The organism is Nocardia sp. (assembly GCF_025465275.1).
GTDB lineage: Bacteria > Actinomycetota > Actinomycetes > Mycobacteriales > Mycobacteriaceae > Nocardia.
In genome coordinates this window covers 1-15,403 of the sequence record NZ_JAODNK010000107.1, presented here as the reverse complement: position 1 = coordinate 15,403, position 15,403 = coordinate 1, and the positions used below count along the sequence as shown (strand labels likewise).

Below are 15,403 nucleotides of genomic sequence, written 5' to 3'. Positions count from 1 at the left end.
TGGCGCCGGGACCGGACCAGCGCGCGGCGCGCTCGGCCGAGACGCGATACCCGGCAACGGCCGCGGCGACGGCATCGGACTCCGGGCGTATGACGACCCGGCCCTCCCCGCCATCCACCAGAATGTCCGTCCCGGCGGGCACGTCGTCGAGGCCGTCGACCGCGACCACGCAGGGAATGCCCAATTGGCGGGCGATGATCGCCGTGTGGCCGGTCGGCCCGCCCAGCGACATGGCCAGTCCGACAATCAGATTCGGGTCGAGCCCGGCGGTATCCGCGGGCGCGAGGTCGGTGGCCAGCAGAATGGCGGGCCCCGCCGGAGTGGGAATTCCGGGTTCGGGCGCACCCAGCAGCTCGGCCACCACGCGGTCGCAGACGTCGCGCAGATCCGTAACCCGTTCCGCCATCAGGCCGCCCAGCTTGGTGAACATGGACGCGAACTGTTCGGTCGCGGCTTCCGCCGCCCCGGCCGCGGGTGTGCCGGCGGCGATCAGTTGCTCTGCCGCGCCCAGCCAACCGCGATCGGTAGCCATGGCGGAATTCGCGGCCAGTACCTCCGCGGCCGCACCGGTGGCCGCCCGCGCACGCAGTCTCAAACGATCGGCGACGGTGCTCGCGGCCCGCCGCAGGGCCTCGGCCTGCGCTGCCCGTTCGGACTCCGGAAGTGTTTTCTGTCCGTTCTCCCTGCGTGCTCGAGGTACCGGCCGAATAGCGGGCGCTGCGACCACTCCGGGTACCGCCGGTGTGCCGTGCAACACCGTCGAACCGGCTGTTTCCTGCAATGATCGCGCCATGATCCCTCTTCTCCACGCCATTTTCGAGCCCGCGCGAGCCGTGTCAACAGCCCGATCGCTGTGACCTAGGCTACTCGTAGGACTTGACAAAGCAACATGTTCGGGCATAAAACAACATTAACCAACAACGGATGCGGAGGCTCGGATGTACGCGGAGGAGCGGCAGGAGGCCATCGCCGCACTGGTCGCGCAACGCGGTCGCGTATCGGTCACCGAACTCTCGGAACAGTTCGACGTGACCACCGAAACCGTGCGCCGCGATCTGGCCGCACTGGACCGCATGAGCCTGGTCCGCCGAGTACACGGTGGGGCCATGCCGGCCGCCGCGCTCACCACCATCGAGCTCGGCACCACTGAGCGCGAACACAGCCGGGCGGCCGAGAAGGACCGGATCGCCAAGGCCGCGCTGGCCTTCCTGCCGCCCACCGGGGGCAGCATCCTCCTGGACGCGGGCACCACGACGGCGCGTATCGCGGCCCAACTGCCCGCCGATCGTGAACTCGTCGCGGTCACCAACTGTGTTCCCATTGCCATGCGGCTCTGCGGTTACGCGAGCGTCCGGCTGCATCTGCTCGGCGGCCGGGTCCGCGGGGTCACGCAAGCGGCGGTCGGGGCGGAGACCCTGCGTGCGCTCGGCGATCTGCGGGTGGATGTGGCATTCATCGGCGCCAATGCGCTCACTGTCGGGCACGGGCTGTCCACGCCCGATCCGGATGAGGCGGCGGTCAAGCGCGCCATGGTGGCCAGTGCGCACCGGGTGGTCGTGGTCGCCGATTCGACCAAGGTCGGGCGCGAGGATCTGATGCGCTTCGCGCCCATCGATGACATCGATGTGCTGGTCAGTGATGACGAACTGCTGCCTTCGGTGCGAAATGAACTGTCCGGGTACGGCATCGAGGTGGTCATCGCATGATCGTCACGCTCACCGCGAATCCGAGTATCGACCACACCGTGGCACTGGCGGGGCCGCTGCGCCGCGGTGATCTGCAGCGGGCCCGAGCGGCCACCTCGTATCCGGGTGGCAAGGGCGTGAACGTCTCTCGTGTGGTCGCGGCGGCGAATGCCGCCACCATCGCCGTCCTGCCCGGCAGTGACGGCGACCCGCTGCTACGGGTGCTGAGCGTGACGGGACTCGACTTCCGTGCGGTGCCGTGCGGTGGGCCGGCCCGCACCAACCTCACTCTCACCGAGGCCGACGGCACCACGACAAAAATCAACGAGCCGGGCACCCCGCTGACCGAGGTCGAGCGAAATACCTTGGCCGACAGGCTTATAGGACTCGCGCCCGCTGCTTCGTGGGTGGTGCTGTCCGGTTCGCTACCGCCGCTGGTGCCGGTCGACTGGTATGTCGAACTGCTGCGGCGACTGCGCGGGACGCGGGTCGCCGTGGATACCTCCGATGCGCCGCTGCTGGCGCTGGCCGCGCACTTCGATTCCGCCGCACCGCAATTGCTCAAACCCAATGCCGAGGAACTGGCCCAGCTCACCGGGGCCGATCTCGCCGAACTGCACGATCCGACGGCCGCCGCACGTGCCGCCGGTGCGCTGGTGGCGCGCGGTGTGGACGCGGTGCTGGCCACGCTGGGCGCGGCCGGCGCCGTCCTGGTCACCGCAGCCGGGGCCTGGCACGCCGCCGCACCCGCGATCACCGCACGCAGCACCGTCGGTGCGGGCGATTCCGCCCTCGCCGGTTACCTCCTCGCGGACTTGGACGCCGCCGCACCGGCGGACCGCCTGCGCCGCGCCGTTGCCTACGGCAGTGCCGCCGCCGCCCTCCCCGGCACCGGTCTGCCCGGCCCGCACCACACCGATCCGAGCGCTGTGATCGTCACGGCCCTGGACTTCCAGCCGCACCACTGAAGGACGGAATCACCCGTCCCGCACAAGGAGTCGAAAACCATGCCCAGCATTACCGTCGAGGTCGGTTCCACAGTCGGCCTGCACGCCCGCCCGGCCAATATCATCGCCGAAACCGTCCAGGCCGCAGGCATTCCCGTCACCCTCGCCGTGCCCGGTGGTGAGCCGGTGGATGCAGGCTCCGCCCTCATGATCATGACCCTGGGCGCTGCCAAGGGCACCTTGGTCACCATCGCCAGCGACGACCAGCCCACCCTCGACAAGATCGCCGAACTGGTCGCCGCCGACCTCGACGCCTGACCGGCGAATCCGCCGGGGGACTTGAATACACAAACCCGGTTCACGAGGTCGCGAATCGCTCCGCGGCTCGGCCGATAACTTCGTCCAGCACATCACGGGAGCGGATCAGGTCGTTGATGGTTCGGTTGATTCGATCGCGTTCGGTTTCGAGTTCCTCGACCAGTTCGGGCGTGGCGAATTCGTTCGCGCCGCCGTCCGCATCGCGCATGCACGGGAGGAGCTGGGCAATCTTCTTGCTGGACAGGCCTGCCGCGAAGAGTTCCTGGATGTGGATGACGCGATCCACGGCCCAGTCGCCGTAGTCGCGGTGCCCGCCCGGTGTGCGCTCGGACCGGAGCACGCCCTGCTCCTCGTAGTAGCGCAGTGACCGTTCGCTGACTCCGGTGCGCCCGGCCAGTTCTCCGATTCGCATCCGCCACCTCCCATTTCGAATCAGGACTTGAATCTGACACTGATGTGAGGTTTTACCCTATCGACATGACGAGCACAGCAGCAACCACAGCCCTTTTCGAACCCGCTCGATTCGGCACGCTGACGCTGCCACACCGCCTGGTGATGGCGCCGATGTCGCGCAACCGGGCCGCCGATGACGGTGTCCCGCAACCGATCATGGCCACCTACTATGCCCAGCGCGCCACCGCCGGGCTGATCATCGCCGAAGCCGCTACCCCGAACCGGGTCGGCCAGACCTATGCCAACATCCCCGCCATCTACAACGGGGCGCACGTCGCAGGCTGGCGCAATGTCACCGACGCGGTCCGCGCCCGCGGGGGCCGGATGTTCCTGCAGCTGCAGCATGGTGGTCGTGTCGGCCACCCGGACAACAGCGGGCTGACCCCGGTCGCCCCGTCGCCGATCGCGCTCCCCGGTACTGTCCACACCCCCTCCGGGCACCAAGACGCGGTCAGCCCCCGTGAACTCACCGTCGACGAAATCCAGGACACCATCGCCGATTTCGCTGCCGCCGCCCGCAATGCCATCGAGGCGGGCTTCGAGGGCGTCGAGGTGCATGGCGCGAACGGCTATCTGCTGCACCAGTTCCTGGCGCAGAACACCAACCAGCGCACCGACGCCTACGGCGGCTCTCTCGCCAACCGCATCCGCTTCACCGTCGAGGTGGTCGCGGCCGTCGCCGAAGCTATCGGCCCCGAGCGGGTGGGTGTGCGCATCTCTCCCGCGAACCGCGTCAATGGCATCGAGGAGGGAGACACCGACGCGCTCTACCCGGCACTCGTAGCCGCTCTCGCCGATAAGGGTCTCGCCTACCTGCACGTCGTCTTCGCCGATCCGCAGCAGCGGCTCTTCCACCGGATCCGGGAAATCTGGCCCAGCGTCCTGATCGCGAACCCGAACCTGGGCTGGGGTGTGCCGCTGCCCGCCGACGGCGGCAGGCAAGCGGCGGAACACCTCCTCGACGCGGGCGCTGACCTGGTCTCCCTCGGCCGCTCCTTTCTTGCCAACCCAGACCTGATCGACCGGCTCCGCATCGGCGCCCCGCTCAACCAGATCCGCGAGACGCACCTCATGTATGTCGGTGGGACCGAGGGCTACACCGACTATCCAACCCTCGCGGACGCCGCGATCGCAGTCACCGGGTGATTTCTGCGCAGCCGACCGGCCGAGCCGACCGTTTCTCGGAGCGAGGGCCGGCGTCTTCGATGTTTACCCAGACCAGGTGTCGGTAACAGGGCTGAAATTGCAGCGCCACAACACGGCTCAAATATCTTTCGTATGACAGAAAACAGTGTCGATGCCGCTCCGGCCACCGCTGATCTCGTTCTCATCTGCATCGATGTGCAGAATGATTTCGCACCGGCTCGTGGCCCGGAGGGCAGTGCGGCCCCGGAGATCACCGCCATCCGATCGCTGATCGACACCGCCCGCGAGTACCGCGTTCCGGTCGTATTCATCCGAGAGCTGCACCATCCCAGCAAAACCGACCTCGGCCGCGAAGTGGATGGGGTGGAAGACCTGCACACCGTCGAAGGCACGCCCGGAGCCGACTATGTGCCCGGGTTCGGCCCGCTCCCCACCGAATACGAGGTCCGCAAACGCCGGTACTCGGCCTTCTTCGGCACCGACCTCGACATCATCCTGCGCGGATACCAGGCACGCACCCTCATCCTGACCGGCGGGCTCACCGATGTGTGCGTGCACTACACGGCAGTGGACGCACACCAGCACGACTATCACTTCCGTGTGGTCGAGGATGCGGTCTATGGCTCTTCCGGCCCAGCTCACGCTGCCGCGCTCGATGCCATGGCTTATCTCCAGCGTTATGGCGTGATCACCGCCGGCGATGCTGTCGATCTCCTCAGAAAGGGCGAAATGCCCACGCATTGACAGGGATCGATGAGGTCGCTGGGTGGTTGCTCAGATGTGAAATGCCGTTCGGCGCTGCGGGATTCGGCAGGCTCGCGGAACGTTGGTTCCGGCTCGGGGTGTAGTGCGCGAGGCGGGACTTGAACCCGCACGTCCGTGGACACCAGAACCTAAATCTGGCGCGTATGCCAATTTCGCCACTCGCGCTAACGGTACGACCGTCCAAACTTTACCGGGCGAAACGAGGATCGCGAAGCATCGGGTGGGTGTGGCGTACTGGTCGGTAACCCTACCAGGGATTATAACGATTCGATAAAGGGCAATATGAGGAAGCCTCACATTTCCTGCACCGATGTAACCACCCTCACCAGCGACTTCAAACATGAGGGATGATCATGTTTCTAGTCGTTCTGGTACGGCCGTCCAGAAATACTCGAGGGTAGGTCAGTTGGCGGTAACCAAACATGAGGAGATCCTCATGATTTTGTGGAATCCTCGCCATCTACCAGGGCCAGTTGGCCGGAGGAACACCTGCGCACCGTGAGCGCGGCCCAGTCCTGTGGGGACGGGGACGCCAGGAGAAGGAAGTCGAAGTCTTGACGATCAACGAGAGCACCGGAACCGGGTCGAAGGCCGAGCTGGCGAAGAAGAGCCGGGATAGTGGAGTCAGGTCGTCGCTGCTGGACCGGTTGCTGGGGGGTGCGCCCTATGCGCTGGCGTTCGGCGGACAGGGTGCCCAGTGGCTCACCGAGCTCGAGGAGATCGGCCGGGACAGTGCGCTCGAGCCCGAACTGACCGCGCTGGTCAATGAGGCCGCGGAGAAGCTCGCACCGGTTGCCGCCCAGCTGCTCGTGGTGCGCCCGGTGGGTTTCGATCCGATCGGCTGGATGCTCGAAGAAGAACTCGCCGACCCGGACGAGGGGGAGGTGTCGGCGGCGCCCTCCGCGCAGGTGTTGCGTTCCGCCGCGGTCTCCATGCCGGGTGTGTTCCTCACTCAGGTTGCCGCGCTGCGGGCGCTGCGCCTACAGGGCCTGGACATCGTCGAGCACGCTCCGGCTGCCGTCGTCGGACACTCGCAGGGGCGCATTGCCGCCACGGCCGCCGAAGCCCACGGGCAGCGCGATGCCGAGTTGCTGGCCATCGCCCAGTTGATCGGGGCCGCAGCCGGACTGGTGGCACGTCGTCGCGGGCTGATGCCGCTCGGTGAGCGCTCGCCCATGGTCGCGGTCTCGAATGTCGATCCCGAGCAGTTGCGGGCCGTTGTCGACGAGGTCTCGCGCGGCGTGGACGCCGACAAGGCCGCGGTGCTCTCCATTCGCAATGGTCGCCGGCGCGCGGTGCTCAGCGGCCCGGTGGCGCAGCTGGATCGAGTCCGGCAGCGCAGCGCCGAGATCCACGAGGAGCAGTCGAAGGAGCGCGACGCCAAGAAGCGTGGCGGTTCGGTCTTCGCACCCGTTTTCGAGGACATTCCGGTCGAGGTCGCCTTCCATCACCCGGCGCTTGCCGACACCGTGGAAATGGTGCGCGGCTGGGCCGGACAGTGTGGTGTCGATGCCGAGCTGGCCGCCGCCCTCACCCAGGAAGTACTGGTCGATCCGATCGACTGGGTCGCCATTATCGACGACACCGTTCACGGAACAGACACAGTCGTTGGCGCGCAGTGGATTCTGGATCTGGGCCCCGGTGATCTGCTCACCCGCCTCACCTCCGGCTCGCTGAAGGGCACCGGCGTCGGCGTCCTGGCCGCCTCCACCCGCCCGGGCCAGCGCAGCCTGTTCACCCCCGGCGCGGCCCCCGATGTGGCCCCCGCGTGGGCCGAGTTCGCGCCGAAGCCGGTGCGCCTGCCCAACGGCCGCATTGTGGTCGAGACCGCGTTCACCAAGCTCACCGGTCGCTCGCCGATCCTGCTGGCCGGCATGACCCCCACCACCGTCGACGCGAAAATCGTTGCGGCCGCGGCCAATGCGGGCCACTGGGCCGAGCTGGCCGGTGGCGGTCAGGTCACCGAGCAGATCTTCGCCGATCGTGTGCAGGAGCTGGAGACGCTGCTGCACCCGGGTCGCACCGTGCAGTTCAACTCGCTGTTCCTGGATCCGTACCTGTGGAAGCTGCAGCTGGGCGGAAAGCGCCTGGTGCAGAAGGCCCGTACCGCCGGAGCGCCGTTCGACGGTGTCATCGTCACCGCCGGTATTCCGGAGCTGGACGAGGCCGTCGCCCTCATCGAGGAGCTGACCGAGGTCGGCATCACCCATGTCGCCTTCAAGCCCGGCACCGTCGCTCAGATCCGCGCCGTGCTCCGAATCGCGGATGCCGCACCGGATTACGCGGTCATCATGCATATCGAGGGCGGCCGCGCCGGTGGTCACCACTCCTGGGAAGACCTCGACGACCTGCTGCTCGAGACCTACGCCGCGCTGCGCACCCGCGCGAATGTGGTCGTCTGCGTCGGCGGCGGCATCGGCACCCCCGAGCGTGCCACCGAATACCTCACCGGCACTTGGTCGCAGAGCTACGGCTACCCGGTCATGCCGCTGGACGGCGTACTGGTCGGCACCGCCGCCATGGCGACCCTCGAGGCCACCACCACCCCCGAGGTCAAGCAGCTGCTCGTCGACACCCCCGGCACCCCGCACTGGGTCGCCGCGGGCACCGCGACCGGCGGAATGGCCTCCGGCCGTAGCCAATTGGGCGCGGACATCCACGAGATCGACAATGCGGCCTCGCGTACCGGCCGCCTGCTCGACGAGGTCGCCGGCGATGCCGATGCGGTCGCCGAGCGTCGCGCCGAGATCATCGAGGCGCTCGACGGCACCGCCAAGCCGTACTTCGGCGATATCGCCACCATGACCTACCTGGAGTGGCTGGAGCGCTACGTCGAGCTGGCCGTCGGCCTGGATCGCCGCAAGGATTTCGACTGCGGCGGCGACTTCGCCTCCGCCATCGCCGATGCCACCGCCTCGGTCTGGCTGGACATCACCTGGCGCAGCCGGTTCGCGGAGATGGTGCGCCGCACCGAATCCCGCCTCAATCCGGCCGACCGCGGCGAGATCGAAACCCTCTTCGCCGACGATGCCGACTTCGAGACTCCGGTCAAGGCCATCTGCACGCTGAAGGAGCAGTACCCGGCCGTCGCCGGTGCGGTACTGCACCCGGCGGATGTCCCGTTCTTCGTGAGCCTGTGCAAGACCCCGGGCAAGCCGGTCAACTTCGTGCCCGTCGTGGACGGCGATGTGCGCCGCTGGTGGCGCTCGGATTCGCTGTGGCAGGCACATGATCCGCGCTACACCGCCGATCAGGTCTGCGTCATTCCGGGCACCGTCGCCGTCGCCGGCATCACCCGCGTGGACGAGCCGGTCGGTGAACTCCTGGACCGTTTCGAGCAGGACACCGCGTACTCGCTGGTGCGCGAGGGCGTCGTCCCGGCCGCCGTGGACGGCCGCCGCCGTGCCGCCGTCACCGCCGGCGCCATCGATATCGTGCTCGCCGCACCGGATGTGCAGTGGTCCGGCCGCACCACCGTCAATCCGATCCACCGCCTCGGCGACCTGCACGAGTGGGCCGTCGACGAGCAGGGCGCGAGCCATGCGCCGACCGGCGCCACGCTGCGCCTCGCCACCGGACCCGAATCCGACAGCGCCTACGTGGAATTGACGGTCCCGCTGCTGGGCCGCGATGCCGTGCAGATTCGCCTCACCGTCCCGGTCACCGTGTACAACGGTGGCGCGCCGGTCATTACCGAGGACGATGCCCAGACCGCCATGTCGGCGCTGCTGGCCGTCGCCGCCGGGCAGTCGCTGCCCGAGGTGAAGACCGTCGACGGCATCAAGGTCGCGCACTTCAATGTGGCGTGGAGCCCGGACCTGATCGCCGATCACGCCGGTGTCACCGGTTCCGGTATGCCGGAGCGCCTCAGCACCCTGGGCCGCACCGTTCCCGATGTCCTCGTGGGCGCCTGCTGGCCCGCCGTCTTCGCGGTGCTCGGTGCCACCCGGACCGCCGATGACAAGAGCGTCATCGAGGGCATGCTCGACCTGGTGCACCTGGATCACCAGATCCAGCTCAACGGCCACCTGCCTGCCGCCGCAAGCGTTCTCGCGGTGCGGGCCGAAGCCGGCGAGACCGTCGACACCGATATGGGCCGCGTCGTCGAGGTGCGCGTGCGCATCTCCGGCATGCTCGACAAGCCGGAGACCGGCATGTCCATGCCGACCGTCGCCACCCTGACCGAGCGCTTCGCCATTCGCGGCCGCATCGGCGCCGCCGAACTGACCGATCCGCCGCGCGCCGGTGGCGTGCTGTCGGACCAGGCGAGCGACACCCCGCGTCGCCGCCGTCGCGATGTCACCCTCACCGCCCCGCGCGCCATGGCCGCCTTCGCGCAGGTCTCCGGCGATCACAACCCGATCCACACCAGCGAGGCCGCCGCCAAGCTGGCCGGACTGGGCAGCCCGATCGTGCACGGCATGTGGCTCTCGGCCGCCGCACAGCACGCGGTGTCGGCCATCGACCTGAGCGATAAGGTGCCGCCGCGCACCCTCACCTCCTGGACCACCCGCTTCCTCGGCATGGTGCGCCCCGGCGCGCAGATCGATGTGCGCGTGGAGCGGGTCGCCGTGGATCAGGGCAGTGAGATCATCGAGGTCTCCTGCCGCATCGAGGGCGATCTGGTCATGACCGCCACCGGCCGGGTCGCCGCGCCGAAGACCGTGTACGCCTTCCCCGGGCAGGGAATTCAGACCAAGGGCATGGGTCTGGACGCGCGCACTCGCTCCAAGGCCGCCAAGGAGGTCTGGGACGCCGCCGACAAGCACACCCGCGCTGCCCTCGGCTTCTCGATTCTCGCTGTGGTGCGCGACAACCCGACCTATCTCAAGGCCCGGGGCGTCGAATACCGGCACCCGCAGGGTGTACTGCACCTGACCCAGTTCACCCAGGTCGCCATGGCCACCCTCGGCGTCGCGCAGGTCGCGGAGCTGCGGGAGGCGGGTGCCTTCATTGAGGGCGCCATGATGGTCGGGCACTCGGTCGGTGAGTACAACGCGCTCTCGGCCGTCGCCGGAGTGCTGCCGCTGCACGCCGTCCTCGAGGTGGTGTTCCAGCGCGGTTCCGCCATGCACGAGCTGGTGCCGCGTAATGCGCAGGGCCTCAGCGACTATCGTCTGGCCGCCATCCGCCCGTCGCAGATCGGTGTGGCCGATCACGAGGTCGTCGACTTCGTGAATCGCATCGGTGAGCAGTCCGGTGAATTCCTGGAGGTGGTGAACCTCAACCTGCGCGGTTCGCAGTACGCCATCGCGGGCACCGTCGCCGGACTCGACGCCCTCGAGGTCGAAATCGAGCGTCTGCGTGCGGAAACCGGTGGCAAGCGCGCGTTTGTCGTCATCCCGGGCATCGATGTGCCGTTCCACTCCACCGTGCTGCGCGCCGGTGTGCCGGAGTTCCGGATCAAGCTGGAGGGCCTGCTGCCCGCCGACCTGCACCCGGAACTCCTTGTCGGACGCTACATTCCGAACCTGGTGCCGCGGCCGTTCAACCTGGAGCGCGAATTCATCCAGGAGATCGCCGATTACGTGCCGTCCGAGCCGCTCGCCGAGGTGCTCGCCGACTGGGACGAGTGGGCCGCTAAGCCGGTCGAACTGTGCCGTGTGGTGCTCGTCGAGCTGCTGGCCTGGCAGTTCGCCAGCCCGGTGCGCTGGATCGAGACCCAGGATCTGCTGTTCACCGATGCCGAGCACGGTGGCCTGGGTGTGGAGCGGTTCGTCGAGGTCGGCCTGGCCGCCACGCCGACCGTCGCCAACCTGGCCTCCAATACGCTGAAGCTGCCGGCCTTCTCGAATGCCACGGTCGAGGTGCTCAATATCGAGCGTGAAGCCGCGATCGTCTACTCCACCGACACCGATCCGGCACAGGTGGACGAGCCGGAGGACACTCCGGCCGAGACCGCCGCTGCCGCAAGCGCTCCCGCTGCCACACCGGTCGCGGCCCCGGTCTCCACCGGTGGCCCGCGTCCCGACGACATCGCCTTTGTCGCCGCCGACGCCACCCGCGTGCTCATCGCGCTGTGGACCAAGCTGCGCCTGGACCAGATCGGCCCGGTGGACACCATCGAGGGCCTGTGCGACGGCGTCTCCTCGCGTCGTAACCAGCTGCTCGTCGACCTCGGTGCGGAGCTGTCGCTCGGCGCCATCGACGGTGCGGCCGATGCCGATATGGGCGCGCTGGCCAATACGGTCGACCGCCTGGCGCGCACCTACAAGCCGTTCGGCTCGGTGCTGTCCGATGCGATCGGCGATCACCTGCGCAAGGTCTTCGGCCCGTCCGGTAAGCGGCCCGCCGCCATTGCCGAACGTGTCAAGAAGGTCTGGGAGCTCGGCGACGGCTGGGCCAGCCATGTGACCGCCGAGGTCTCGCTCGGCACCCGCGAAGGCGCCAGTGTGCGCGGCGGGGATATGGGCGGACTCGTCACCGGTGGCCTGAACGACGGTGCCGCCGTGGACAATGCCATCGATGTCGCCGTGCAGGCCGTGGCCGCACGCCGTGGCATCGCGGTCTCCATACCGTCCGCCGGTGGCGGCGGGGGAGCGACCGTCGATGCCGCCGCGCTGGGCGAATTCACCGAGCAGATCACCGGCCGCGACGGCGTCCTCGCCACCGCCGCCCGCGTGGTGCTCGAGCAGCTCGGCCTGGCCGAGCAGCTGTCCGCGCCGGAAGCCGCAGGCGACACCCTCGTCGATCTGGTCTCCGCGGAGCTGGGCACCGACTGGCCGCGTCTGGTCGCGCCCGCCTTCGATGCCCGCAAGGCGCTGCTCATCGACGACCGGTGGGCAAGTGCGCGTGAGGATCTGGCCCGGCTGTGGCTGGGCGACGATACACACGCCGCCGAGCTCGCTGTCACCGGTTTCGCCGGTGCCGGGGAAGCCGTTGCGGTGCAGGCCAACTGGTGGCGCGACCGCGCCAAGAGCGAAGCCCGCTCGGTGCTGGCCGGTGTGTACGGCCGCATCGCCGAGGCCGCGCTGACGAGCGAGGATCCGGGTGTCTGGTCCGACGATATTGCCGTAATCACCGGTGCGAGCAAGGGTTCCATCGCGGCCGCCGCCGCCGGACGCCTGCTGGCCGGTGGCGCGACGGTCATCGTTACCACCTCCAAGCTGGACGACAACCGGGTCGGCTTCTACAAGAAGCTCTACCGTGAGAACGCCCGCAACGGCGCCGCCCTGTGGGTGGTCCCGGCGAATATGGCCTCCTACACCGATATCGACGCCCTGATGGACTGGGTCGGTAACGAGCAGGTCGACAATGCCGGTGGCGCGAAGATTCTCGTCAAGGAGGCGATGACTCCGACGCTGCTGCTGCCGTTCGCCGCCCCTCGGGTGGCCGGTGACCTGGCCGATGCCGGCGCCCGCGCCGAAATGGAGATGCGGGTCCTGCTGTGGTCGGTGGAGCGCCTCATCGGTGGTCTGTCCCAGCTCGGCGCGGACCACAATGTGGACGCGAAACTGCATGTGGTGCTGCCGGGTTCGCCCAACCGCGGTCTCTTCGGCGGTGACGGAGCGTACGGCGAATCCAAGGCCGCCCTCGACGCCGTGGTCGCCAAGTGGCGCGCCGAGAAGTCCTGGGCCGACCGGGTCACCCTGGTGCACGCGCTCATCGGCTGGGTGCGCGGCACCGGGCTCATGGGCCATAACGATCCGCTGGTCGCCGCGGTCGAGAAGGCCGGGGTACACACCTGGTCCACCGAGCAGATGGCCGATGAGCTGCTCAAGTGGTGCACCTCGCGGGCTCGCGTCGTCACCGCCGGTGGACCGCAGCAGATCGATCTGACCGGTGGCCTGGCGCGCGCCAAGCTGGATCTGTCGGCGCTGGCCAAGGAGAGCTTGGAAGGCGCTGCGGCGGAAGCGGATACCGAGGAAGGCCCCGTCACCATCGCGGCGCTGCCTGCCCCGCCGACCCTGAGCTCCAAGTTGCCGACCCCCGAATGGGGTTCGGTGACAGCCGATCTCGACGATATGGTCGTCATCGTCGGCGCCGGCGAGCTCGGCCCCTACGGTTCGGCGCGCACTCGCTTCGAGATGGAGGTCTCCGACCAGCTCTCCGCCGCGGGCGTTTTGGAGCTGGCCTGGACCACCGGCCTGGTCACCTGGGAGAACGAGCCCAAGGCCGGCTGGTACGACACCGAATCCGGTGACTACGTCGACGAATCCGAGCTGGCCGAGCGCTACCACGACACCGTGGTGGAGCGCTGCGGCGTGCGCAGGTACGCCGACGACGGCGCCATGGTCGACAATGCCGCGCCGCTGCTCACCTCGGTGTTCATCGACAAGGACCTCACCTTCGTGGTGAACAGCGAGTCCGAGGCCCGCTCCTTCTTCGCCGCCAATCCGGACCAGACCGTCATCACGCCGGTCGAGGGTTCGGGCGACTGGCAGGTGACGCGCAAGGCGGGCACGGAGATTCGGGTGCCGCGCAAGGCCAAGCTGTCGCGCTTCGTCGGCGGCCAGATCCCCACCGGCTGGGATCCGACCCGCTTCGGCATCTCCGCCGATATGGCCGGTTCGGTCGACCGCGTGGCGCTGTGGAACATCGTCTGCACCGTGGACGCGTTCCTCAGCTCGGGCTTCAGCCCGGCGGAGCTCATGCAGTGGGTGCACCCGGCCATGGTCGCCAATACCCAGGGCACCGGTATGGGCGGCATGTCCTCCATGCGCTCGCTGTACATCGACAATCTGCTCGGTGAGCCGCGCGCCAACGACATCCTGCAGGAGGCGCTGCCGAACGTCGCTCTGGCGCACGTGGTTCAGAGCTACGTGGGTAGCTACGGCGGCATGATCCACCCGGTCGCCGCCTGTGCGACCGCGGCGGTCTCCGTCGAGGAGGGCGCGGACAAGATCCGGCTCGGCAAGGCCGATCTGGTGGTCGCCGGTGGCTTCGACGATCTCGGCATCGAGGGCATTGTCGGCTTCGGCGATATGTCCGCCACCGCCGATTCGGCCGTCATGACCGCCAAGGGCATCAGCGACCGCTACTTCTCCCGGGCCAACGATCGCCGTCGCGGCGGCTTCGTCGAATCCATGGGTGGCGGAACGGTATTGCTCGCTCGCGGCAGTGTCGCCCTGGAGATGGGCCTGCCGGTGCTCGGTGTGGTCGCCTTCGCCCAGTCCTTCGCGGACGGTGTGCACACCTCCATCCCGGCCCCCGGCTTGGGTGCGCTGGGCGCCGGTCGCGGCGGCCCGGAGTCGCAGCTGGCCAAGGAACTTCGCAAGCTGGGTGTGACGCCGGACGAGGTCGCGGTGATCTCCAAGCACGACACCTCCACGGCCGCAAACGATCCCAACGAGTCCGAGCTGCACGAGCGGCTGGCGAACGCCATCGGCCGCTCGGAAGGCGCTCCGCTGTTCGTGATTTCGCAGAAGACCCTCACCGGTCATGCGAAGGGCGGCGCGGCGGCCTTCCAGATGATCGGCCTGTGCCAGGTACTGGAGCAGGGCGTCATCCCGCCCAACCGCAGCCTCGACTGCGTGGACGAGAAGATGCAGGCGTACCCACACCTGGTGTGGGTCCGCGAGGCCATGGACCTGGGAGAGCGCTTCCCGCTCAAGGCCGGTTTGGTCACCTCGCTCGGCTTCGGGCACGTGTCGGGCCTGGTGGCGATCGTGCATCCGCAGGCGTTCATCGCGGCCCTGGATCCGGAGAAGCGGGAGGAGTACCAGCGTCGCGCGCAGGAGCGTCAGCTCGACGGACGTCAGCGCCTCACCGAGGCCATGTGCGGCGGCGCCCCGCTGTACGAGCGCCCGGCCGATCGGCGTCTCGGCGGCGACGGCACCCCGGCCAAGAAGTCGCGTCAGCTGGAAGCGGACATGCTGCTGTCGGCCAAGGCTCGACTGGGCACGGACGCAACGTATGTCGCGGTTCCGCCCGGACCCGCCTGCTCGTAAAAACGGACGGTTCTGCGCCGCACGACCTGCGGCGCAACTGAACTCATGACCAGCGGAGCCTGCGATGCGTAGGCTCCGCTGGTACGTTGCAGCCCAATCGGCTGCACTCACAGAAAGAATCGAGGAGTCCCAGAAAGTGACAATCCTTGGTATCGGGCTGGACTTGGTGTGCATCTCCGAGTTCGCCGAACAATTGGAA

General features: G+C 68.2%; 8 protein-coding genes and 1 tRNA gene. 6 read left to right on the top strand and 3 right to left on the bottom strand.

All coding sequences use genetic code 11. The features are described 5' to 3' along the window. Positions 1-793: PEP-utilizing enzyme (locus tag JWN03_RS24700; protein WP_297619598.1), on the bottom strand; the 793-nt coding region annotated here is incomplete at its 3' end. A gap of 145 nt (positions 794-938) precedes the next feature. On the opposite strand from JWN03_RS24700, the gene JWN03_RS24695 reads away from it, so the two are divergent. The 3 genes from JWN03_RS24695 to JWN03_RS24685 are packed head-to-tail and all read left to right on the top strand — an operon-like array spanning position 939 to position 2,950. Beyond that, a complete protein-coding gene (locus tag JWN03_RS24695) occupies positions 939-1,706 on the top strand; it encodes a DeoR/GlpR family DNA-binding transcription regulator (protein WP_297619596.1) in 768 nt (255 codons plus the stop codon). Then, entirely contained in the window at positions 1,703-2,653 is a 951-nt protein-coding gene (locus tag JWN03_RS24690) for a 1-phosphofructokinase family hexose kinase (RefSeq protein WP_297619593.1), read from the top strand. Before JWN03_RS24695 ends, JWN03_RS24690 begins: the two co-directional genes overlap by 4 nt. 39 nt (positions 2,654-2,692) lie before the next feature. Then, positions 2,693-2,950 carry an HPr family phosphocarrier protein gene (locus JWN03_RS24685; protein WP_297619590.1) on the top strand — a complete coding sequence of 86 codons (258 nt, stop codon included), beginning with the start codon at positions 2,693-2,695 and terminating at the stop codon, positions 2,948-2,950. A gap of 40 nt (positions 2,951-2,990) precedes the next feature. On the opposite strand, the gene JWN03_RS24680 is transcribed toward JWN03_RS24685, so the two are convergent. After that, on the bottom strand, positions 2,991-3,362 hold the full coding sequence (locus JWN03_RS24680; RefSeq protein ID WP_297619587.1) for a MerR family transcriptional regulator: 372 nt from the start codon (positions 3,360-3,362) through the stop codon (positions 2,991-2,993). 65 nt (positions 3,363-3,427) lie between these two features. Here JWN03_RS24680 and JWN03_RS24675 point away from each other — a divergent pair, with 65 nt between their 5' ends. Next, the gene (locus JWN03_RS24675) at positions 3,428-4,549 is read left to right on the top strand and encodes an alkene reductase (protein ID WP_297619584.1); all 1,122 of its coding nucleotides are present in this window, start codon (positions 3,428-3,430) and stop codon (positions 4,547-4,549) included. A 132-nt stretch (positions 4,550-4,681) separates the two neighbouring features. Beyond that, the gene (locus JWN03_RS24670) at positions 4,682-5,293 is read left to right on the top strand and encodes an isochorismatase family cysteine hydrolase (protein WP_297619582.1); all 612 of its coding nucleotides are present in this window, start codon (positions 4,682-4,684) and stop codon (positions 5,291-5,293) included. A 104-nt stretch (positions 5,294-5,397) separates the two neighbouring features. On the opposite strand, the gene JWN03_RS24665 is transcribed toward JWN03_RS24670, so the two are convergent. Beyond that, a tRNA-Leu gene (locus JWN03_RS24665) sits at positions 5,398-5,479 on the bottom strand. 389 nt (positions 5,480-5,868) lie between these two features. Here JWN03_RS24665 and JWN03_RS24660 point away from each other — a divergent pair. Beyond that, positions 5,869-15,204 carry a type I polyketide synthase gene (locus tag JWN03_RS24660; protein WP_297619580.1) on the top strand — a complete coding sequence of 3,112 codons (9,336 nt, stop codon included), beginning with the start codon at positions 5,869-5,871 and terminating at the stop codon, positions 15,202-15,204. The last annotated feature ends 199 nt before the right edge of the window (positions 15,205-15,403 follow it).

Excerpts from the sequence above, each read along its gene's own strand:
- JWN03_RS24670 (WP_297619582.1), top strand. The coding sequence starts at position 4,682 with ATGACAGAAAACAGTGTCGATGCCGCTCCGGCCACCGCTGATCTCGTT.
- JWN03_RS24695 (WP_297619596.1), top strand. The coding sequence starts at position 939 with ATGTACGCGGAGGAGCGGCAGGAGGCCATCGCCGCACTGGTCGCGCAA.
- JWN03_RS24685 (WP_297619590.1), top strand. The coding sequence starts at position 2,693 with ATGCCCAGCATTACCGTCGAGGTCGGTTCCACAGTCGGCCTGCACGCC.
- JWN03_RS24675 (WP_297619584.1), top strand. The coding sequence starts at position 3,428 with ATGACGAGCACAGCAGCAACCACAGCCCTTTTCGAACCCGCTCGATTC.
- JWN03_RS24680 (WP_297619587.1), bottom strand. The coding sequence starts at position 3,362 with ATGCGAATCGGAGAACTGGCCGGGCGCACCGGAGTCAGCGAACGGTCA.
- JWN03_RS24690 (WP_297619593.1), top strand. The coding sequence starts at position 1,703 with ATGATCGTCACGCTCACCGCGAATCCGAGTATCGACCACACCGTGGCA.